20 protein-coding genes and 3 pseudogenes are annotated in these 22,502 nt (G+C 39.9%); 5 read left to right on the top strand and 18 right to left on the bottom strand.

The genetic code is table 11. The features are described from left to right. Positions 1-165 precede the first annotated feature (165 nt). Together PROCOU_RS03065 and PROCOU_RS03060 are read left to right on the top strand one after the other, a co-directional pair. Positions 166-762, top strand: coding sequence for a class I SAM-dependent DNA methyltransferase (locus PROCOU_RS03065; protein WP_036069562.1), 597 nt, complete (start codon positions 166-168; stop codon positions 760-762). 86 nt (positions 763-848) lie between these two features. After that, positions 849-1,262 (top strand): VOC family protein, encoded by a 414-nt coding sequence (locus tag PROCOU_RS03060; protein ID WP_036069561.1) that lies wholly within the window; start codon positions 849-851, stop codon positions 1,260-1,262. A 93-nt stretch (positions 1,263-1,355) separates the two neighbouring features. Here the strand turns inward: PROCOU_RS03060 and PROCOU_RS03055 are convergent, their stop codons facing one another. Continuing rightward, the gene (locus PROCOU_RS03055) at positions 1,356-2,261 is read right to left on the bottom strand and encodes a sensor histidine kinase (RefSeq protein WP_036069559.1); all 906 of its coding nucleotides are present in this window, start codon (positions 2,259-2,261) and stop codon (positions 1,356-1,358) included. Between the two features lie 27 nt (positions 2,262-2,288). Beyond that, entirely contained in the window at positions 2,289-2,930 is a 642-nt protein-coding gene (locus tag PROCOU_RS03050) for a response regulator transcription factor (RefSeq protein ID WP_036069557.1), read from the bottom strand. 142 nt (positions 2,931-3,072) lie between these two features. On the opposite strand from PROCOU_RS03050, the gene PROCOU_RS03045 reads away from it, so the two are divergent. Beyond that, complete coding sequence (locus PROCOU_RS03045) at positions 3,073-3,822, top strand: ABC transporter ATP-binding protein (protein WP_036069556.1); 750 nt, start codon at positions 3,073-3,075, stop codon at positions 3,820-3,822. Positions 3,823-3,851: 29 nt separating this feature from the next. Continuing rightward, positions 3,852-5,345: an FtsX-like permease family protein gene (locus tag PROCOU_RS03040; RefSeq protein ID WP_159101177.1), complete on the top strand. Its 1,494-nt coding sequence runs from the start codon at positions 3,852-3,854 to the stop codon at positions 5,343-5,345. Between the two features lie 828 nt (positions 5,346-6,173). Here the strand turns inward: PROCOU_RS03040 and PROCOU_RS03030 are convergent. The 13 genes and pseudogenes from PROCOU_RS03030 to PROCOU_RS02990 form a co-directional block, all read right to left on the bottom strand. Continuing rightward, the gene (locus PROCOU_RS03030; RefSeq protein WP_036069552.1) at positions 6,174-6,740 is read right to left on the bottom strand and encodes a DNA-3-methyladenine glycosylase I; all 567 of its coding nucleotides are present in this window, start codon (positions 6,738-6,740) and stop codon (positions 6,174-6,176) included. Between the two features lie 21 nt (positions 6,741-6,761). Continuing rightward, positions 6,762-7,694 (bottom strand): aldo/keto reductase, encoded by a 933-nt coding sequence (locus tag PROCOU_RS03025; protein ID WP_036069658.1) that lies wholly within the window; start codon positions 7,692-7,694, stop codon positions 6,762-6,764. Between the two features lie 91 nt (positions 7,695-7,785). Next, a pseudogene (gene acnA, locus PROCOU_RS03020) lies at positions 7,786-10,495 on the bottom strand (aconitate hydratase AcnA). Between the two features lie 224 nt (positions 10,496-10,719). Further along, positions 10,720-11,304 (bottom strand): lytic transglycosylase domain-containing protein, encoded by a 585-nt coding sequence (locus tag PROCOU_RS03015; protein ID WP_051994153.1) that lies wholly within the window; start codon positions 11,302-11,304, stop codon positions 10,720-10,722. A gap of 58 nt (positions 11,305-11,362) precedes the next feature. Then, positions 11,363-11,785 carry a general stress protein gene (locus tag PROCOU_RS03010; protein ID WP_036069548.1) on the bottom strand — a complete coding sequence of 141 codons (423 nt, stop codon included), beginning with the start codon at positions 11,783-11,785 and terminating at the stop codon, positions 11,363-11,365. A gap of 27 nt (positions 11,786-11,812) precedes the next feature. Continuing rightward, positions 11,813-14,982, bottom strand: a pseudogene (locus PROCOU_RS03005) (DEAD/DEAH box helicase). Between the two features lie 29 nt (positions 14,983-15,011). Continuing rightward, positions 15,012-15,260, bottom strand: coding sequence for a GNAT family N-acetyltransferase (locus PROCOU_RS17015; RefSeq protein WP_159101176.1), 249 nt, complete (start codon positions 15,258-15,260; stop codon positions 15,012-15,014). Further along, positions 15,226-15,582, bottom strand: a complete 357-nt coding sequence (locus tag PROCOU_RS17675; RefSeq protein WP_051994149.1) for a hypothetical protein — start codon at positions 15,580-15,582, stop codon at positions 15,226-15,228. The genes PROCOU_RS17015 and PROCOU_RS17675 overlap by 35 nt, the downstream gene beginning before the upstream one ends. 90 nt (positions 15,583-15,672) lie before the next feature. Beyond that, positions 15,673-16,050 (bottom strand): annotated as a pseudogene (locus tag PROCOU_RS16340) (SbcC/MukB-like Walker B domain-containing protein); the annotation flags it as partial. After that, positions 16,046-16,738, bottom strand: a complete 693-nt coding sequence (locus PROCOU_RS19455; protein WP_051994147.1) for a hypothetical protein — start codon at positions 16,736-16,738, stop codon at positions 16,046-16,048. The gene PROCOU_RS19455 and the pseudogene PROCOU_RS16340, both read right to left, overlap by 5 nt. A gap of 39 nt (positions 16,739-16,777) precedes the next feature. After that, a complete protein-coding gene (locus PROCOU_RS16330) occupies positions 16,778-17,230 on the bottom strand; it encodes a hypothetical protein (protein WP_051994146.1) in 453 nt (150 codons plus the stop codon). After that, entirely contained in the window at positions 17,221-18,747 is a 1,527-nt protein-coding gene (locus PROCOU_RS16325) for an AAA family ATPase (RefSeq protein WP_051994145.1), read from the bottom strand. Before PROCOU_RS16325 ends, PROCOU_RS16330 begins: the two co-directional genes overlap by 10 nt. Beyond that, positions 18,744-19,871 (bottom strand): exonuclease SbcCD subunit D, encoded by a 1,128-nt coding sequence (locus PROCOU_RS02990; protein ID WP_036069547.1) that lies wholly within the window; start codon positions 19,869-19,871, stop codon positions 18,744-18,746. Before PROCOU_RS02990 ends, PROCOU_RS16325 begins: the two co-directional genes overlap by 4 nt. A gap of 140 nt (positions 19,872-20,011) precedes the next feature. Between PROCOU_RS02990 and PROCOU_RS02985 the strand changes: the two genes are divergently transcribed. Then, positions 20,012-20,620 (top strand): lysophospholipid acyltransferase family protein, encoded by a 609-nt coding sequence (locus tag PROCOU_RS02985; RefSeq protein WP_036069546.1) that lies wholly within the window; start codon positions 20,012-20,014, stop codon positions 20,618-20,620. A 78-nt stretch (positions 20,621-20,698) separates the two neighbouring features. Here the strand turns inward: PROCOU_RS02985 and PROCOU_RS02980 are convergent, their stop codons facing one another. From PROCOU_RS02980 to PROCOU_RS02970, 3 genes are all read right to left on the bottom strand, one after another. Continuing rightward, on the bottom strand, positions 20,699-21,238 hold the full coding sequence (locus PROCOU_RS02980; RefSeq protein ID WP_051994144.1) for a hypothetical protein: 540 nt from the start codon (positions 21,236-21,238) through the stop codon (positions 20,699-20,701). 115 nt (positions 21,239-21,353) lie between these two features. Next, positions 21,354-21,857 carry a hypothetical protein gene (locus tag PROCOU_RS02975; protein ID WP_036069545.1) on the bottom strand — a complete coding sequence of 168 codons (504 nt, stop codon included), beginning with the start codon at positions 21,855-21,857 and terminating at the stop codon, positions 21,354-21,356. Positions 21,858-21,971: 114 nt separating this feature from the next. Continuing rightward, a complete protein-coding gene (locus PROCOU_RS02970) occupies positions 21,972-22,448 on the bottom strand; it encodes a CcdC family protein (protein WP_036069544.1) in 477 nt (158 codons plus the stop codon). Positions 22,449-22,502 lie beyond the last annotated feature (54 nt).

The raw sequence follows: 22,502 nt of genomic DNA, 5'->3' as shown, positions 1-22,502 counted from the left end.
AGTTGCAAAGAACAGCCCTGCCCTCGGGGTTGGTTCTTTTTCTTTTCAAAATTAGTTTACATAATAATATTATTGTTAATATCTATTTACGAAAGCCATTCATTGCGAAAATGAACCATTTAAACTATAATGTTAACTTATCACATAGTAGAGGATGCGATAGACATGGAAGAAAACGTTTTTGAAGCAATCGCCAAGAAATATGATAGTACAGAGCGAATCGAGCTCGCCAATATCATTTCTCATAAAGTCAGAGAAGAGTTAGTCCAAGCGAAAGACAAGACCTTGATCGACTATGGAAGCGGTACAGGCCTGATTGGTTTGCAAATTGCAAGTTCTGTTAAAACTGCTCTATTTGTAGACTCCTCCAAAAATATGGTCGAAATAATAAACAATAAAATAGCGGCAAATAAGTTACAAAATACCCTAACATTCGTTGCTGATTTCACCAAGGAAACGCTCGATATAAAAGCAGATATAATACTTGTATCTCTCGTTCTTTTACACATTCCTGATACCAAAAATATTTTAGAAAAATTTTATGAAACGCTCCATACAGACGGTAAACTGATTATCATTGATTTCGATAAAAACCCTAACGTCTATCATCCAAAAGTTCACAGCGGTTTTGCTACAGATGAATTAGAGGAGTTACTAACCAGCGTAGGATTTAAATCAACTTCTATCCAACCATTTCACCATGGCGAGAAAATATTTATGAAACAGGATGCAACGCTTTTTATCGCTGTTAGTAAGAAATAAAATTTGTATATTAGTAGATTTCTACATTTATTTACACTATACTAGCTCTATCACCTTGCGTGAAAAACGTTTTAGGAGGAAATAATATGCCCAATACGATACCTTATCTACAGTTCAACGGGAATGCAAGAGAAGCATTAGATTTTTATGGTGAAGCTTTCGGAGCTACTCCCAAAATGGTGCAAACATATAGCGAAATGGGAGATTCTCGCGGCGACGAAGCATTGGCTAACCGCCTTGTGCATGCACGCTTAGAAAAAGATGGTGTCGAGTTGCTTTACTTCTCTGATTCTTATGTTGATGAAGCTTTAGTAGCAGGTAACATACTTTCTGTTGCCTATTTATTTGATGATGAAACTTCACTAAGGAACACCTATGAGCTATTGAAAAATGGTGGACAGGTTTCTATCGAACTTCAAGAAATGCCATGGGGTGGTCTTTACGCAAAGGTAACTGATAAGCTTGGCATTGAATGGCAACTTAACTGGCAAAAAAATTAATTTGAACCAACATAAAACCACTGAATGACAAATTCTCTATTTTATATAGAAAATTGCCATTCAGTGGTTTTTCCTTCTAGTCCATGCCCTACCTTAATCAAAAAATGATTTCTTGAAAATCACTTTAAATGTTGTCATAGACTCATTTGAAACTAAAACCTCGCCACCAAGTTTCTTTATAATTTCTTTACTCAAAAATAACCCCATTCCAGTCGACTTCCCAAACTCTCTCGTCCTACCAGTATAGCCCCGTTCAAAAATTCTCGGTAAATCGCTACTCGAAATTGGGTTCCCAGTATTTTTAATTTCAACCCCAGCAACCGTTTCAGTTTCAAAGGTCGTAATAAAGATACATTTACCCTCCCCAGCATATTTCAACGCATTTGATATAATTTGCTCTATCACGAAAGAGGCCCAAAGTTTATCCGTTAAAATGGTTCCCATATCTGCAAATTTCAAATCCACTACTAATTTCTGACTTATAAATAAATTAGCATACTGTTTCAAAAGCTTTTCAATCAGCATCCTCAGCTCTACTTTTTCCAAATGAAGATCCTCATAAAAGCTTGTATATTTCGTATAAAAAAGCATTTGATTAATTTTACTCTCTATTTGCACTACCTGCTGTTTTTGCTTGCTGTCAACTGAAAGAGCTAGGACAGTCAAAGGAGTCTTAATATCATGAACCCAACTCGTCATAAAATCTATAAATTGCTGATTATTAAGCTCTTGACTCAATATTTTTTCTCGATACATTATTTGTTCGTCCTCGAGTCGGCCCTTAAATCGTTCTGCTTGCATGCTTACTGGTACATCACCTTTTTCGCGAAAAAAGCGGTACACTAAATATGCACCAAAGAGTATCATTGGAAGAACCATGGCATATAAAAAATCTAGACTGAATGCTGTTCCTAACAAAAGCCAAATTACGCCTATTTCTATTGTGATGCACAACATAAAAACAGTGATGAGTCCAAGCTGTTTCCGCATGAAATTCATAACCTATAACCCATGCCACGCACTGATTCAATATATAGCTCCCCTGTTAAATCTCCTAGTTTTTTTTCGTAGACGACTCACGTTTTGCGTCAGTGTATTTTCACTAATAAATGCAGCATTTTCCCACAAAACTTCCATAAGTTGGTCACGCGAATGAATTTTTTCTGGTGCCTGCATGAAAGTTCTTAAAAGTAATCCCTCGTTCTTAGTCAGGGCTTCCATCTTTTCATTGCATGTGACGGCCCAATTATCTATGTCTAGAGTAACATTTTTGTATACAAGATTAGTTTGTCCATTATAGTCGTAACTTCTTCTTAGTAAAGCTTGGACATTCGACACTAGAACATCAAGGTTAAATGGCTTCTCTATAAATAAGTCCCCGCCCACTGTAACGCTCGTAATCTTACTCATTGGCTCATTTTGCGAACTCAGAAACAAAATTGGTATCTTCGAAAATTTCCTAATCTCTTGAGCCCAGTAAAATCCATCGTATGCCGGCAATTTAATATCTAAAATGATTAAATCAGGTATATTCTCCTTCACTTGGCTCGCAATTGCTGTATAGTCATCATATGTAATTGCTTCATATTGCCATGTTTCAAGCTTCTCTGCTATTTTTTCAGCAATTGCTGTTTCGTCTTCCACAATGCCTACCTTAAATTTCTTCATTATTTCAAATCCTTCAATTCTTTTTTTTCATTATACCATGGGAGGTGACAAATTTGTCATATAAAAGTCATCTCTTTTGGTTTCTTCATTGGATTGGAAGAGCTATGATTAATCTATAAATAACTAATAAAGGAGCTAAACAATGATTACAGTACAGAATTTACAAAAATCCTACAATAGTCAACTTATTTTACGCAATTTGTCCTTTCAAGTTAAAACAGGGGAATTCATTGCTATTATGGGTCCAAGTGGTTCAGGTAAAACCACCTTACTTAATACGATGTCTACATTGGATACGTTTAATGCAGGGAAAGTCTTAATTGATGGATCCGATATTACCGTCATGAAGCAAGCAGAACGCCGACTTTTACGGCGGGACAAAATTGCTTTTATTTTCCAACATTATAATCTACTGGATACATTTACAGTAAAAGAAAATATTTACCTTCCCTTCACATTAGCTGGTAAAGTAACACCTGAGTTAGATGAGCGTTTCCAAAAACTGGCGGAGAAATTAAAAATTGCACCATTAATCGATAAATTTCCCGCTGAGCTTTCCGGCGGTGAAAAACAACGCATAGCAGCTACACGAGCTTTCTTGGGAAACCCAAAAGTTCTTTTCGCAGATGAACCTACTGGCGCACTTGACACAAGAAGTGCCACTGCAATGTTGGAAATTCTTGCGGAGCTCAACCAGGTAATGGGAACCACCTTACTGATGGTGACACATGACGGGCGCGCAGCAAGCTTTGCTAATCGGGTCATCTTTATGGTAGATGGCGTCATTGTCAATGAGTTCTATCGCGGTGATAAACAACAAAGTGATTTTTTTGATGAAATTGCAGAAGTGTCACATCGTTTAGGTGCGATAGAAAGCGCAGGTATCTCATGAACTTGTTGAAGCTAGCTTGGAAAAGTATCTTGAGAAAACCTATAAACCACTCTATCTATGCGATTTCCCTGCTAATAACCGCATTTATTAGCAACACATACTGGTCAATTCAGACAAATAAATCAGTAAATGAGGTAATCCAAAGCAAGGAATCGTTCGCAGCAGCTCTAACAATTGGTGGAATTATCGTCTTCATTTTCTTAATTATACTAGTCCTCTACACCAATCGCTTTTATATTACTGTGCGTCAAAATGAACTAGGAACGTACCTTCTATTCGGAGAAAGCAATTTTTCACTGCTTAAATTGCTTTTTACAGAACAATTACTCTTTGTTTTCACTGCCGGAGTGGTCGGAAATTTATTGGGAACACTTTTTTCCAAACTTTTCGGAACTATCCTTGTCCGGATGATGGGGTACGAGAATCAAGTAGCCATTAACGTATCATGGGAGCCAGTTTTAGTCAGTTTCGCATTGCTTATTATCGCTGCTGTTTTCGTTACGCTATTTAACATTCGTCGCTTCTCTAAAATATCGTTAGTCTCTCTTTTCACCGGTAACTCTGACGTACCAAAAATACGAAAAGGCAATGCTTTTTTAGCATTTTTAGGTATATTTTTAATTATTGGCTCTCTCCTATACTCAACTCAGACATCTTTGGATTCCACCATCCTGATTTTATTTGTTTCATTTACACTTGGTGTTATTCTCTTCATAAACCAGACTCTGACATGGTATATCAACTACAAAACAAGGCATAGGAGGTATTTTATCAAAACAGATATGATTTCGACTGCTTCTTTACGTAGTAAGTTACCTAGAAACACGTTCCAACTGACAATGATTACGCTTTTATCTAGCGTGACATTATTTTTTGTAACCTTTTCTTTGCTTAACTTGGAAACGCAAAAAGTAGTTCCTCGGACTCATTTGCCAGATGATTTCCTGTATAGTTATGTAGATCAGGTAACTGAAAACAAAATACATCAAACTTTTAAAGGGGAGATAAAGAGCCATAAGCAGTTTGAAGCAATCGCAATAACAGCTAAATCTCCAATTAAATCAGCCTTCACTAATTCCTTGCAATTCGGAAATGACGGTTATATTATGAGTTTATCTGCATACAACAAATTGCGTCAGTTTCGTGGCGAGAAAAAATTAGCTACTTCGCTTCAAGATAATGAAGCTCTGTCATTCTCTAGAGGTTCTGACACAGTAGATTTAGATGTCCAGTTTCAGTTTCAAATTGGTACAACACCAAAAACATTGCACGTTATTAAGCGATTAGATGCGACTATGATTGGTTGGCGAAGTGACATCGTACAAATTGATGGAGAGAAACCTCCCACATTTGTTGTAAGTGATGTTTATTATTCGAATGCAAAGTCTTATGGTAACATTCAGAAATTCTCAACCTTTCTATTAAAAGAACCGACAAAACAAATTGGCACATGTAAAAACTGCTGTTTCACACTTACCAGAGAACACATATTACTCGGCATATGTTATTCCATATACTATTAATGTAGAAAGCGGGGCCCTGCTTCTTTTCGTATCCACATTCTTTGCTATTATTTCATTTATGGCTTTGGGAGCAACAATTTACTTCAAGCAACTACAAGAAGCATACGCTGATAAGCCGCGTTTTAAACTATTGAAAGAACTAGGAGCAGATGAAAAAATACTCCATAAAAACATTCGAAAACAACTAGCTATTCTTTTTATAGCACCTAGTCTATTAGGTACAGCAGAAGCTTTTGCACTAACTGTTCCGATAATAAATGAAGTTGATTCTATCAATGCATTTAGCTTCGTTTCTAGTCTAATCGGTGTCTTCCTACTCATCTATCTTTTATTTTACCTTAGTAGTGTTGCAATATACAGACGTATTACATCTTGATGAAATAGAAAAGTTTGGAGTATTGTTGGGGCTGTTCGAAATGAAATGAGTTACAGCCCCAATATACATGAGAGTAAAACGAACATGTAATCCTTCCCAGGCTGTTCGAAATGAAATGAGCTACAGCCCCAATATACATGAGAGTAAAACGAACATGTAATCCTTCTCAGTGCTTCAAAACCCATGGTTAGCAAACCAATATCACCATCAGCTCATGAACAGGGGAATTTTGGATACAGATACGTTACGGTTTTACTACAAAAGAATAGCCTCACTTAACTAAACATCCTTAGCCACCACACAGTCGAATATACTTAACTCTTTGATCCCATCCCCAAATACGGGCGTTTTCTATCTATTTATGTAAGCAAGATTAACGTTTTATCCAAAAACAGGGTTCGTAATCTCTTGCTTATTTTTATGTTAAATGAGTTGGACTTTCCCTCCCAAGTTTATCTATTTTCTGTATGGTACGGGCAAGTAACCACATGATCGTCAATCATCCCAATTGCTTGCAAATAGGAATAAATAATGACAGGCCCGACGAAAATAAATCCACGCTTCTTCAAATCTTTACTAATCTGTTCTGATAATGCATTTTTAGTCGGCATTTGTGACATATCTGTCCAATGATTAATAATCGGTTTGCCGTCTGCATATCCCCAAATATAATTGGCAAAAGAGCCAAATTCTTCCTGCACTTTCAAAAAAGCAATGGCATTCTTACGTACTCCTCCAATTTTAAGCTTGTTCTTAACGATTGCAGCTGTTTCACGTATATGTTCCAACTCTTTATCTGTCATCATTGCACATTTATCAGGATCAAATTTATGAAATGCATCTTTATAAGCTGCTCGTTTATTCAAAATAAGACGCCACGAAAGACCAGCCTGTGCGCCTTCCAAATTAAGCATTTCAAACAAGTAATGCTCATCACGACTTGGCACACCCCATTCATTATCATGATAGGCCTGCTCTACAGCATCGTTCATTGCCCATCCACATCTTTCTAGTTGCATCCTAATCCCTCTCCCTATCGCTTATTTAAACAACGCACGGACTTGCATTACTTCTTCATGCGTCAAGGTGACCTGTAATGTCTTCATATTAGCTCGAACTTGTTCAGGACTTTTAGCTCCTGGAATTACAACGTCCACTCCATTGATAGTAATCGTTGTTGCCAAGACAATATTCGCGATAGAAGTACTATGCTGATTTGCCAAATTTTGAAGGCTATCAACTTTCGCAGTGATGTCAATATATGTCTGTCCTTGGAAATGCGGTCGCTCTTTTCGAAAATCTTGTGGCGGATTGCTTGCGGCGAACTTCCCCGTCAATAAACCACTGGCAAGCGGCGTGTATGGTATAAAAGATATTCCTTGTTCTACACAATAAGGGATCATATCTTCTTCTAATCCAGGATAAACAAGTGAATATTTATCCTGTACAACGTCCACATAGCCATCTTTATTAGCTAATTTTAAAGCATCCATACTAAAATTAGACAAACCTATCGCGCGAATTTTCCCTGCTTCTTTCAAACGCTGTAAAGCACCTACCGCCTCATCTGGTGGCGTAACGCCATCTGGAAAATGGATATAAAACAAGTCAATATAATCCGTTTCGAGGCGCTTCAACGCTTTATCTACTGATTCGGTTAAAAAAGTTGGTGCATTATCTAATGTAACGTTACTACCAGTCACAACATGAGCGGCTTTCGTTGCCAGAACAACATCAGAACGACGACCAGTCTCTGCCAAAACTTCGCCAATAAGCTCTTCTGAACGCCCTAAACCATACATAAACGCACTATCAAAGAAATCGACGCCTTCCGCTAACGCCACGCGTAACGTTTCACGACTCACATCTTCATCAATATTTTGAAACAAATTATGCGCACCAATCGTATTAGCACCAAATCCAATGGGCGCGACCTGAAGCCCTGTTTTCCCTATCTCTACATGCTTTTCCATCTTATTGATAACCTCCTGATTCTCCATACACTTCATGATAACATAAAAAACATCGAACGCACGTTCTGGTTCGATGTTTTTTCCATTTAATTTATTTCTTGAGTTTCCCACGTAAAACCATTGGTAAAATGCCACCATGACGATAATAATCAATCTCGACATCCGAGTCAAAGCGAACGAGTACCTCAAATGTTTTGTGCGATCCGTCCTCAGCAACCGCTGTCACTGTTACGTAATCTAGTGGGGAAACTGTCTCATCAATCGCCACACTAATTGTTTCTCGACCAGTCAGACCAAGTGAATCTGCACTTTCACCAGCTTTAAATTGCAACGGTAATACACCCATCATCGCGAGGTTGGAGCGATGAATCCGCTCATAGCTTTTGGCAATAACTGTTTTAATGCCGAGTAGATTGGTTCCTTTTGCAGCCCAGTCACGAGAAGAACCCATACCGTAATCATCACCTGTTAAAACAACGAGCCCCGTTCCTGACTCTTGATATTTCATCGATGCATCGTAAATTGGCATCACTTCCTCTGTTGGCCAGTAAGTTGTATATCCGCCTTCTGTTCCTGGCGCAACTTGATTTCTAATCCGAATGTTAGCAAACGTTCCACGCATCATCACATCATGATGACCACGACGTGAACCGTACGAATTAAAATCGCGAATAGCTACACCGTGAGCTTGTAAATACTTCCCAGCCGGCGTATCTTTTCCAATTGCCCCAGCAGGAGAAATATGGTCCGTTGTGACAGAATCCCCGAATTTGCCGATTACCCGAAGACCATGAAGCGCCTCAACTGTGCCTGCTTCTGGTGATAAATTCTCAAAAAATGGAGGGTTGGCAATATATGTCGAATCAGCATCCCAATCATAAAGTGCCTGTTCCGATGTCGCAATAGCGTTCCACTCCTCATTTTGGCTGAAGACATGGGCATATTCTTCGCGGAACAATTCTGGCGTCACCGTTCTTTCCACGAGTGCCTTCACCTCTTCTTGCGCCGGCCAAATATCGCTTAAGAATACATTTTGGCCATGTTCCCCTTTTCCAATTGGTTCATGCAACATATCGATATTCGTCGTCCCAGCGAGCGCATAAGCAACGACAAGTGGCGGCGAAGCCAAGAAGTTTGCTTTAACTAACGCGTGAATTCGACCTTCAAAATTACGATTCCCACTAAGCACAGCAGAAACAAGCAAGTCATTGTCTACAATCGCCTCTTCAATCTCATCTTTTAGTGGTCCTGAGTTACCGATACACGTCGTACAACCATAACCGACAAGGTCAAATCCCAACTTCTCAAGATATGGCAAAAGTCCTGCATCTTCCAAATACCCCGTCACGACTTTTGAACCCGGTGCAAGTGATGTTTTCACAAATTTTGGCACTTCAAGACCTAGCTCTACCGCTTTTTTTGCGAGAAGGCCAGCGCTCAGCATCACGTAAGGATTCGACGTATTCGTACAACTCGTGATCGCTGCAATTGCAACAGAGCCAGTTTTCATTGTCGATTGATCACCATTTCCAAATGTCACTTTTGCTTCTTTATGCAAGTCTTTTTTCGATAATCCAAAACCTTGATTACCATTTGGTGCGCTAATCGATGCTTGGAAGCTTTCTTTCATTTTTGATAGTGGAATCAAATCTTGTGGACGCTTCGGACCTGCCAAGTTAGGCTCAATCAAGCTTAAATCTAGTTCTACAACTGACGTATAGTCTGGCTCCACGTTTTCTGGCGTGAAAAATAACTCATTATTTTGCAAATATTTCTTCACAAGTGCAACCTGCTTCTCCTCACGTCCAGTTAATCGCAAGTACGTCAATGACTCCTCATCCACTGGGAAAAAGCCACATGTTGCGCCATATTCTGGTGCCATATTCGCAATTGTTGCGCGATCGGCAAGTGGTAATGTCGCAACGCCTTGACCAAAGAACTCGACAAATTTACCTACCACTTTCTTTTCGCGAAGTACTTGCGTTACTTTTAAAGCTAAATCGGTTGCTGTTGCACCATTTGGTAAAGCATTGATTAATTTAACACCGATAACTTCTGGGATTGGAAAGTAGGAAGGCTGACCGAGCATTCCTGCCTCTGCTTCAATTCCACCAACACCCCAGCCAAGTACACCGATTCCATTAATCATCGTTGTATGCGAGTCTGTTCCGACTAAGCTGTCTGGAAACGCTGTATACTCATTTTCAGCGACTTGATTTGCGATTACAACGCTTGCCAAATACTCCAAATTCACCTGATGAACAATCCCTGTTGCAGGAGGTACCGCACGATAATTATCGAACGATTTCTGCGCCCAGTTTAAAAATTGGTAACGCTCCATATTACGCTCAAACTCAAGCTTCATGTTGACTTCTAGCGCTTCTGGATTCGCATAACTATCAACTTGTACTGAGTGATCGACAACAAGATCAACGGGTATTTCTGGATTAATGTCTTCTGGGTTCCCGCCTAAATCTGCCATCGCTTTGCGTAGAGAAGCCAAGTCCACAACTGCTGGCACTCCTGTGAAATCTTGCAAAATAACACGTGCCGGTTTGAAAGGAACTTCCCCATCATTTTTCTTCGTTGCATCCCAATGTGCTAAATCTTCAATATGCTTATCCGTGATGATGCGTCCATCCGCTTGACGCAATACTGATTCAAGTAGTACACGGATTGAGTAAGGCAGTTTTTTTTATAGATGTTTGACCATCCGCCTCAAGCGTTTTTAATTGATAATAATGATACGTGTCGTCGCCAATTTGAAACGACTGCTTTGCTTTTTCATTCCAATTTTTCATCATTTTTCCTCCCACTTGTGTTCCCTTTCACTCTCGTTGCATTCTTTCACCCCTCTATTGTACGAAAAAAAGCGTGATAAGTAAACTAAGTTAAATCGATGTTTTTCGATAAGTAAAAATTATTGATGGTTTCACGAAAAAAGCCGAACATTTTCGTCCGACTCAGAATCTAGAAAAACTGCCTTATATTTTTTTCGAAAAAATCTCGGCGTGTTGATAACTGCTTATTTTGAAGCTAGATCTTTCTGCCACGCCTTTTTAAACTGGTCACGATAGAACAAAATATCCTTTACATAAATATCACTATGATTATATTTGAAAATCGCCTGTTTTTCCTTGCCATCTTTGGCGCCATTATCCGCTAAGAAATTCGCTGTCGAGAAAACCGCATCCTCCAAATCCCATGGATCCGCCTTGCCATCATGATTTGCGTCCACACCATAACCGCCGTATACTTTAATCACACTCGGATCAACGAGATCACCGTCCGTAAAATTTCCAACACCGCCCGTAGCTGGACAACCATCCGCTCCCCATCCTACAAACGTACACGGCATAAATTGCATCGGACCAATCGCACCTACATTTGAAATCATTGGTTCCACCGTCGAAAATTTGGTTTCCACGCGATGCACAGCGGCAAGTAAAAACCAGTCAATTCCGTATTCCTTTCCAGCTGCTTGATAAATCGAAACAAATTGTTCCGGAATGTCTTGCGTGTAAGGTTTGGGCTTTTCGCCTGCACGGAATTGCATCAAAACGACGAGCGCCAAGCCTAACACGAACAAAGTTAAAATCGCCAAAAACATGCTGCGTCTCTGTCTGTTTTTACGTAACTGCGCCTTTGTCGGCTTTTTCTTGACCAATTTATCTTGCCAAAATCAAAATTTGACCGCTATGAAGAGCACGAACAAATTCATCAATCTGAGCATCATCTAAGTCAAAATCATTCAGCAAACGTTTCACCGATTTATCGCTTGTATTCGAAAACCATTTCGCAAAAGGACCAGCTGCATAAAGAGCACCATATTTCGGATTATATACTTGCGGGATCATCAAACCGCCACTGAGAGACTGCAAAACCCCAGAAATAACACCAAATGCCTCTTTATTCACAGGATGCTCTTCTTCTACATTGGTAGTTTCAATAATTTCTTTTACTTCATCTTCTTGGTCAGACTTAGCTAAGACAGAGATTTTCTCTTTTTTATAGCCTCTAACTTCAAGTTCTGTAATTTTATCTACCGCTTCTTTTTCATTTCCTGCAATAAAAACTTCCCAATTATCCATAAAACTCGCGTCCCTTCTACCTAGTAATCAACTCACTGTTAAAATCTCTTTTATCTCTTCTGTTGTTAAACGATGTAGCATCTGCTCTCCAGGCTGGATTAATGCATCCATCAACGCCTGTTTTTTCTTCTGTAGATTGTAGATTTTCTCCTCAATTGTGCCTTTTGTAATCATCCTAATGACCTGCACGACATTCTTTTGTCCAATTCGATGTGCTCGACTCGCCGCCTGTTCTTCACTGCGGGATTCCACCATAAATCATACAATATAACCGTATCTGCACCAGTCAAATTCAGCCCAGTTCCGCCAGCCTTCAGCGAAATAAAGAACAAATCTGCTTCCCCTGCATTAAAATCATTCACAAGGTCCATACGACTCTTTGAAGGCGTACCACCATCCATGTAAAAATACCGGTAGCCAGCTTCTTCCGCCTGAGCTTTCATTATTTGTAACATTGATGTGAATTGAGAAAAAATCAAAATTCGCTTGCCACTTTCACGTGCTGTCTGTATTGTATCAAACAATTGTGCCAGCTTACCAGAACCACCATCATAATTTTCAACAAAAAGCGCTGGATCACAACAAATTTGGCGTAATCGCGTCAAGCCTGCTAACAGTTTAATACGATCTTCCTGCTCATTTCCATCATTAGCCGCCAACTCTTGCTGTATTTTCTCCAAATAAGCTAGATAAATCGTCTTTTGCTGTTCCGTCAGTTCTGAATACAAATTCGTCTCAATTTTATCTGGCAATTCTTTCACAACATCGCGCTTCAAACGGCGCATCAAAAATGGTCTAATCATCTGTGCAACACGCTCATGCGGCAATTCTTTAAATTTGCGAAGCGATGGAAAAAAGCCTGGCATAATCGTCTGGAACATCGTCCACAACTCATCAATGCTATTTTCTAAAGGCGTTCCACTAAGCGCGAAAACATTCGTCGCCTTGAGCGCTCGCACAGCTTGTGAAGCCTTCGTATTATAGTTTTTAATCGCCTGTGCCTCATCCAAAATAATTGTTTGAAACCGCGTCGTTAAAAATTCTTGTTCATCTTGGCGCAAGGATGGATACGATATTAAATACACATTCCCTGGTGTAATATTCTGGATAACCTCCAACCGCATTTGTGATGTACCATGAATGACAGTTACAGGGATTTCAGGAGCGAATTTCTCAAACTCACTTGACCAGTTATACAAGAGAGAAGCAGGTGTAACAATTAAAACAGGCCTCATATCTGCATTTTCCTCGAATGTAGAAGCGATATACGTTATAGCCTGTAATGTCTTTCCAAGCCCCATATCATCGGCTAAAACCCCTCCTAAATGGTATTTACCAAGCGATTTCATCCATTCAAAACCAGTCACCTGATAATCGCGAAGCTCCGCATTCAAACTCATCGGTAGCGGATAAGACATGTCCTCTTGGTTCACAATTTCATGCAATAAATCGCGGAAAGTCCGACTGAATTTATTATGCTCATTCTGCGCACTGCCCATCGCCTCATAGATTTGCATACCGCGATAAAGTGGCACTGCCATTTGTTTTCCGACTTCTTTTTTGCGAACATCTAAAATATCGAATATTGCTTCCATTTGCTGATAGCTCTCATCCTCAAGCGACAAGAAACGCCCGTTATTTAAACGGTGATATTTCCGTTTTTCTCGTAACGATTGTAACACTTCCTGGATTTCACTATCATCAATCCCTTGAAAATCAAAGGCTACCGACAAATAATCATTATCATGCGCCACATCAATGGTCGTTGTGGGCTTCACATGCTCTTCCACCATCTCTTCCAAGCCATCTTCTAAATAAATAGCCACATCCGCTGCCAAACTCGGAACAACCCGATAATAAAACTCATAAAGGCTGGCCTCATCTGAATTAACAACCATTTGAGTTTCTGAAAAATGAACAGGTGCTGCCTCAATCCGATGCATAATTTTCGCTTCTGTTTCCATATCTCGGATCATAATACGCCCATCTGGATCCACACTTTCTGTCAGCGCAAACGGGTCAAAAACTTGTGAGCCATAATGATATTCTAGTTTTAACACATGTTCGCTGCTTTTTTGTGAAATCCACATCTTTGAAACGAGTGGTTGCTGGATAACCCGATCCTCAATTGATGGATCAATTTGCACATGTCCACTTTTTTGCAGCGATGGTAACACGTAGGACATAACTTCACTCAACTGCGATTCTGAAAACTGTACCACTTCATTTTCCGTCACATTATGAAAATGAATAAGCGGTGTCAATTGCTCCCAAACTGCATCACTCGGCCGGTAAAATACACCATTCAAAAACAGTAACTGATAGCTCTCCAAATAACTTGCCTGTTGCAATTCCTCCATCACTAGTTGGTACATATCTCCATTATCATTTTTGCGAAATACGAAGGAAAACGGTAGTGTCCCCTTTTTAAACTGCAAGCCACTATATTTAATATCATCATGAATACAAATCGTATTTTGTCCCATCAAATCAGCTAACATGCTCTCCGCTAGACTCGGCGGAATGATAAGCACCTTTTCTTCCGCATAGGACTTGTTCCAATAAAAACTATCCGTATCATACATTTTCGCGATTTCATTAATTTTCATCAATTCATTGAAAATAGCGATATCACGCTCGTCAAAATAATGTTCATTCGGATCAAAACTAAAGTTTTTCGTGAAAAAATAACTCGTATGTTGCTTTATTGCTTGCAAAAAGTCACCAATATTTTTCACGACATACGTACGATCTTGCCCGACTTTCAAATCGAGTGTTAATATATTTTTATCACGATTTTCCTGCATTCGCAAAATATATTCTACTTTTAGGAAGACTTTTGCTGCGATGTCATACGTGTCGAATTGCCGATCCATGTTCTCTTGAAATAATGAAAGTAGTGTTGTAGCTTCCTGCGCCAAAATTCGTTGCTTGAAATTAGCTTTCTCGATTTTAGTCTGACGTGCTTCATGCTCCAGCTCGACCGCATAAATATGTGCACAAATGCTATTTTCTTGGTAATAAATGCAGTCACATTGGTAGTTCCCATTAGCCACATGTTTCACTTCATAGGAAACCCGCTCATCGACTACAACAGAACGAGAAGTATTTGCGTACATCGTTTTCTCTTCAAAAACCGTAATCGCCCCTTCTTCCAGCAACTCACGTCCTCTTTTTTTTATCGACACAGGAATCATTGTGTTTTTTGGATCTGTTAACAATTCACTCAACTCCTGACATTTTGGGTCATATGATAATAATCATGACCAGATAAAACCAAATCATACTCTGATTCGTAGCCTAATTTTTTATACAAATTTAGTGCGCCTTCATTCGCCTTTTCCACATTTAATGCGATAATTTCGCAATTTTTTGCAACTGCCAATTCTTTAAACACATGCAGTAATTCTTTCCCAATACCTTGACCACGGTATGCCGAATCAACCACAAGGGAATCGAGATAGTATTCGCCCATCCACGTTTCTTGCTCTGTAAACAATGGCATTTTTTTTGACAATACCGAACATGTCTTGAATACCATCCCATTCATCGTCCATATTTTCTGCATGTTCCCCTTGATAGCTCACAAGAAGTCCCGCAACTTGGCCATCAATTTCTTTCACCATTACATTTTCCATACTGAATCGATAATCTGGCCGCAAGAAGCTCGCTTCAATCATTTCCAGCATCATTTCTTTACTGACGCCTTCCAAAAACGGCAATTCCATATCCTCCAAAATTATATAAATAAGTGGCGCAACTTGTACTGCATCCTCCGCTTTCGCTTGTCGTATCATAGCAATTCCTCCATTCATCTAAACAGGAAATTTTTTCGAACAGTTCATTATACCATAGAGCCCTGTGAGCCGCACCTCCATTTCAAATATTTATAACCCTTGCACGAAAAATTTCGTCGTACTTCCATGGTTTGTAGCCGTTACCTCTAAACGCGAGGAGATTCGCTCTTTTAGTTCTGGTACATGCGAAATAATTCCGACTAACCGCCCAGATTCCTGTGTTTCAAGCAAGCACTCCACCGCCACTTCCAGTGATTCAGGATCAAGCGTACCGAACCCCTCATCAATAAACATCGTCTCAAGCGATATACCACCCGACATCTCCTGCACAACTTCGGCTAAAGCCAGCGCCAAAGCAAGCGATGTTTTGAAGCTCTCCCCACCAGATAACGTTTTGACATGTCGCTCCAAGCCTGTGTATTCGTCATAAACCTCAAGCTCCAAACCACTTTGCACGTTTCCTTTAGACTTTTCCTTTTTGCGGTTCAGTTGAAACCTGCCATTCGTCATTTTTTTTTAAACGCCCATTCGCCCGAAGTAAAATCGTATCGAGGAAGGTCGCTAAAACAAACCGCTCAAACGTTAAGCGTCGATTATTTTTCCCGCGTGCCATATCTGCTAAATACCCAATATCTGCATACCCTTTCTCCGCCTCACTTGTTTCATTCAAATACTTCATAAACTGCTCCGACAAATCGGAAAGCTTACGTACCGTCTCCTTTTGCCTCATATATTGCTCTGCCTTTTCATGATACGACCGCTTAGCCTCAACATCTAATTGCCGTAAGGCTATCAAATCAGGCTGTTCCGATTCGTTAAGTTTACCCTCCATCTCTTTCAAACGTTCTGACACAAAATGGTACTGTTGCTCGTAGTCACGAACAAATCGCTCCTTTTCCGCCAAAATTTCTTCACTTAAAATAGCTCGTTGATAGGATACATAGTCCACAAAACCGTTCGCCACCATAATATCTTTAAATATCGTGCGTTGTGCCGCCAATGCACTATCCGCTTTTAAAACAGCTTTTTCCGCTGCTTCACGCGCTGAAACTGCTTTAAGGTGGCCTTCTTTTGATTCATTGTACACCGACTCCACGCTTTCTTTTCTAAGCTCAAAGGCACTAATTTGCTCCGTCAAATTTTTTTTGTTGCTCATAAAAAACCGCTAAATTGCGAAATTCCTCTGGTACGCCCTCTAAAAGAAGCGAATATGTCGTTTGAGTAGTATCCACGGCTTGACGAACTTTTTCATACGCTTGTTGTGTTTTTTATTTTTTTGTGCTACCACCTCGCTCGTCTCCTGCTTATTCAAGGCAACTTGCTCTTCCAACTTATTTTCTTCTGTCAAAAATGCTTCTAACCGTGCTTGCTCCTGCTCTATTTTCGCCAGTTCCTTAGCACATACGTCTTGCTGTTCCTTCAAAGCTTGGAAAGGTTCCTCCGATACGTATTCGATTTGCTCGATTTGCCATTTTTTCTGCTCGATTTTTGTAGCTATTTCTTTTGCTACGTCATTTTTCTCAAGCTGATCTTTTCTCGTTGCTTCGACTTCTGCTTTTACTACACCTGATGTTTCTATTGCCAAATGAGGGTGCTCTAGTGAACCACAAACCGGGCATGCATCGCCTTCTACAAGTTTTAATGCCAACGACGCGACCTGCTCCTGTTGCCATTTTTCATCCAGCGCCACATATCTAGCCTCAGCTCCTTAAACTGCCTTTCCGCGATGCTAAAATGCCTTTCGAGTATCACTAATTCTGTTTGCCATGCTTGTTTTTGTTCCCATTTCTTTATTTCAGTTGCAATTTGGGCTTCTTTTTGACTTATTTCCATCATGAGCTGCTTGGCTTCTACCTGTCTTAGCTTCGATTCTTGAACAAACCGACTCCTATCAGTCAATTTTTCTGACTGCTCTAAAAGCGTATGCTCTTTTTTGATCAGTCGCTCCAATATATGTGTTAACCTCTGATGATCCTCACTCTTTTGCGTTAATTCCTGCTGTAAAGCCAAAGCCCTTGTCACCTTTACTTCCATCGATTGGAGCAATTCTTGTTTTTTTATCCATGCCATATATTCTTGCTCCATCTCTTTCAATTTCTCTATCTCCAAAACAGCATTCTCTAGTGCCTCTTCCTTATTTTCCAAAGCCCCCAGCACTTGTTTTTCTTCCAAACGCAGCTCGTCCAATTGTTGCTTCAATTGCAAACATAATGCGTCCTGATCCATAATTGCCCCAGCTTTGCGTGCTAAATTTATGGCTTGCTGATCTTGATCACATTTCTCCGCTAACTTATCTAATTCTATTTTTTCTACCCGTAATTTCGTCAATTGCTCCCATTCCGCTATTTTTTCCTCTGCCAATGTCACATTCTTAGCTGTAATTTCTGCTTTTTGTTTGGCAAACTCCACCTGTTCCTGTAGCCCATTCATCATCTCCTGCTCCAAGTTCAGCCGTTCTCCAAACATCAACTCAATATCATGTGCTGTTTTCCCAGCCAGCGCCTCCTCGTCAAAAGCCTCCTGCGTAATCCCAGCTACCTTTGCGCGCAATAACCGGACCTGCTGCTCTTGCTCCTTCTGCTGATTCCATAGCTGGTTTTCAATAAGCTGATAAAAATGCGTATGCGCCAATCGTTGCAAAATTGCTTCCTTCTCCCTACTTTCCGCTACAAGTAGCTCACGAAATTCCCCCTGTGGAATCATTAAAATTTGACGAAATTGATCGACATTCAACTGAATAACTTCTTCCATTTTTGCACCAACATCACGAACCGAGCTTGCAAGCAACCTCTCTTCGCTCCCGTCCAGTTCATAGAGCTCCGCCTTTGCAGTAACTGTTGTCATCCCTTCTCCACGCTTTTTGGGCACATCTTGTTGCGGTATGCGACGAACCAAATAACGCACATCTCGAAGCAAGAACTCAAGCGATACTTCCGTCAAATCCTCTGCACTTGCATAATGACTCCTTAGCGAGAAACCTTCCCGCTCATTCGTATTTGCCCTCCCAAAAATCGCAAAGCTAATCGCATCAAAAATTGTTGACTTCCCAGCTCCTGTTTTCCCAGAAATCACAAAAATTCGCTCCTGTCCAAGTTCTGTAAAATCAATCGTTTCCGATTTAGCATATGCACCAAACGCCTGCATCGTCAATTTCAAAGGTCTCATTGTTCCATGGCTCCCTTCACACGATTCATCGCTTCACGCATTAATGCCACTTGCCGTTCCGATATTGCCTTCCCGCTCACATATTCAAAAAATTGTCCAAATAGCTCCAAATCATCTTTTTTAACAACATCTTCAAATCGCTCAAATTGTCCCTCTGTCAGTTTCTCCTGCATCCGCTCCAAATGCAACACATTCGGATAAAACGCTCGCAATTGCCCGATAGGATCAATCAGCGCACCTTCATCCAACAAGTTAATTTGCAAAAAATCCTCGTTTCCAGGAACAACTGAACTCACCAAATCTGCCAAATAACCCTCAATAATACGTAAATCATGTAGCGGCTCCAAAAGATGTTCGCGAACTTCCACAAGCTTTTTACCATTCATTCTCACAATCCTAACGCTCTTCTTGTCCTTTGCTTCCGAAAACGAGTATTTCAAAGGGGAACCAGCATAAAAAATAGACGGATGATGAATCGCATGAGGATGATGCAAATGCCCCAATGCCACATAATCAAAGCCATCAAAACAATTTGTGGACACACGATCCACATTTCCAATCGCTAATTGTCGCTCTGAATCACTTGGAATTCCTCCTGCAACAAACGCATGCCCAACTAGAATTTGTGCCTTATCTGAGTCCCACTCTGTCCTAATTTTTGCCGTTACCGCTTGCATTGCATCTTCAAACGACCTTACTGACTTGTCTTCCAAAGCAGCTCGGACTTGTGCCGGCTCATGATATGGCACCAACCAAACCTGTGCCCCGTTCCACTCTATCGGAGAGAAAATCGCATCAATTGTTCCTTGAATATGTAGTCCATTTTTTTCATACCAAGCCGAGCCAAAATTCACCCGCTCTGCACTATCATGGTTCCCACTAATCGCAAAAACCGCCTTACCAAACGTCACATTCAGTTCCAGTAGCGCATCATTTAAAAGTGTCACCGCATCCGCCGGCGGTACCGAACGATCATACAAATCACCCGCAATTATAATTCCATCCACCTGCTCCTCCTTTGCAATCTGTGCTATCTGCTTCAAAATATATTGCTGCTCTACAAGCATCGAAACCCCATTAACAACCTTCCCTAAATGCCAATCCGCTGTATGTAAAAATTTCATCCTAACACCCCATTATTCATTTTTGCTGTTATCCTCAGTATACTATATTTTCATAGCAACGCATAAGCACTAGACGTTTCCCAAACTTTTCAGTATACTAAAAACAAGACTAAAAAAGAAAAAAATAGGAGTGAAACAACTTGTTCTACACGTTTGCGAGAAATTTCGTTCAGGTGATTATGACAATCATCGGTGGGCGTTTCCAAGTACAAAATAAAGAGAAAATTCCAGAAGCACCATTCGTCGTCGTTTCCACACACACATCTTGGATGGAAATTCTCTACCTTGGATTTGCCATTAAGCCGCTTCAAATTCACTACATGGCAAAACAAGAACTATTTAAGACTAAACTACTAAATTGGCTGATGCGCCATCTCAATGCTTTTCCAGTCAATCGTGAAAATCCAGGTCCAAGCGCAATCAAACTACCTATCCGCATCCTAAAAGACGGAAAAGTAGTTGGTATTTTCCCGAGTGGTACTAGAAAATCAGCAGGCCTCCATTTAAAACGAGGTGCCGTAACAGTCGCATTAAAAGGAAAAGTCCCAATCCTCCCCGCCGTGTACGATGGTCCAAAAACAGTTGGAGAACTTTTCAAGCGTAAAAAAGTTATTATTCGATTCGGGGATCCCATTACGTTTAATGACAAAGATATTGATCAAAAAGAACTACTAGAACTGAAATCCGAAGAGGTATTAATGGCATTTGAAAAATTGCAAACAGAAATAAATGGAACAAAAGCAAAATAAAAAAAATCTTGATTTCCAATCAGTACACTTCTGATTATAGGAAATCAAGATTTTTTTATGTTCAGCCCGTAATATCATTCACGATATTGGAACCTGCCAAACCAATTTTTTCAAATAATCTGACAATCCATCTGAAGCCTTTTGTATCGCTGCATCTGCTTTTTCTGCCGCCTTTGTATCGCCAGGATTCGCTTTAATAGCCGTGGCTTTCTCTGCAAATGCGTCACTTAATTCTTGAATCGATGCTTTAAAATCATCTGTACGTTTTCCTAAATCAGGAATTTTTACATTAGCTAATGTTTCAGACACTTTTTCTGCAGAGGCGCTCGCTTTCTTTGCTAACTCATCTAATGCTTCCCCTTTTGATGGTGCATCAATTGTAATATCCGTCATATAAGCATCGTAAGCTACGTCTTTTTCATTCACTTTAGCCACTAAATCCGTGTAAAAATCCATCGCCTGTGTGTGCAGTTTTTCTTTTACCGTTGTTACTTTTGATTTCACATTCTCTTTAACAGCATTCGCTTTATCCTTCATTTCATCACTTGTGTTTCCGCAAGCCGCTAGACTAGGTACTAGTATTGCCACAAAAAAAAAACTAACTAACAACTTCTTCAAATGAAAGCTCTCCTTCAACATGTTCGTTCTCTGTATTAGATTATTTACAAATCTAAATGTACAAAAAGCGTTGCAAACATGTAATGATTACAACGCCTTTTATTTACTTCATCTCTTAAGCTGCCGTATCGTTCATAATGCTAGATGGTGCTAAATCAACATCTTTTAGTGCTTTACCTAGAGTATCTGAAGCTTTTTGCATCGCTTCATCTGCTGATTTCGTATCAATTGGAGAAGACTTCAAACCTTTAGCTTCTGCTGCATATGCATCACTTAAATCTTTGACAGCTGATTTAAAGACACCTGTCGCTGTACCTAAATTTGGGACCTTTACATCAGCTAATACTTGCGATACTTTATCTGCTGAAGCACTTGCTGCTGTGGCAAGCGTTGTAAGCTCTGCCCCTGTTGGTGGTGTATCACTGCCAATTGCCGCTTGGTACGCATCATAATCTGCGTCATTGTCGTTAATTTTTGCAACTAAATCCATGTAGAAACTCATTGCATCTGCAGTAACATCTTTTTTCTCTGTTGCTTTTTCTTCTTTTGCATCATTGCCACAAGCCGCTAAGCTAAAAACAAGTACAAGTGAAAATAAAGCTACTAACCATTTTTTCAAACAAAAAACCTCCTCTTTCTGCATGTTGTCCTGTTTAGACAACCCACTCATTATATCGATGTTCTTGTCATAATTCAACCGTTTTCATAGAGGAAATCCTCCCAATTTTTCAAATCATGTTTCTTCCGTTTGTGCTAATTTTGCCACAACATTCTTATATTGAAAATACATCGCAATGCGCCATGGAACAATCATCGCAAATGCTAAAATCCAGAACATACCTGATAGCTCACCAACATCAACTGAACCGCTAATCCAATACTTAATTCCAAGTCTAATCAATAATAAACTGAGCAGAATGACCGGAAACGATTTTGTCCGTCTAATAAAGACATATTGGTGCCTAATCTCAAAACGCGTCGTCCAAATTAAAATTAGCGAAAAGGCTAATCCCATTAAAACTGCTTCTAAAATTCCTGCTGGTGAAACTCTGAAATATGGAATGACAAACATTAGTGCCCCAGTACTCATCATAATTGGCGGAATAATGATTTTCTTGACAGTCGCTGGCTCTTTTGACGCTTTCATCCGAATCAGGATAACACCAACACCAAAAATAAGCGTAATAATAATTGATAAAATAAATGACACGTTACTTCCTCCTAATCGGCATATTTACTTGCCCCATTATAAACTTTTTTAGAA

This window comes from Listeria rocourtiae FSL F6-920, assembly GCF_000525975.1.
Lineage (GTDB): Bacteria > Bacillota > Bacilli > Lactobacillales > Listeriaceae > Listeria_A > Listeria_A rocourtiae.
Note: the sequence above shows the minus strand (reverse complement) of the source record. Positions and strands in the feature narration are given on the sequence as shown.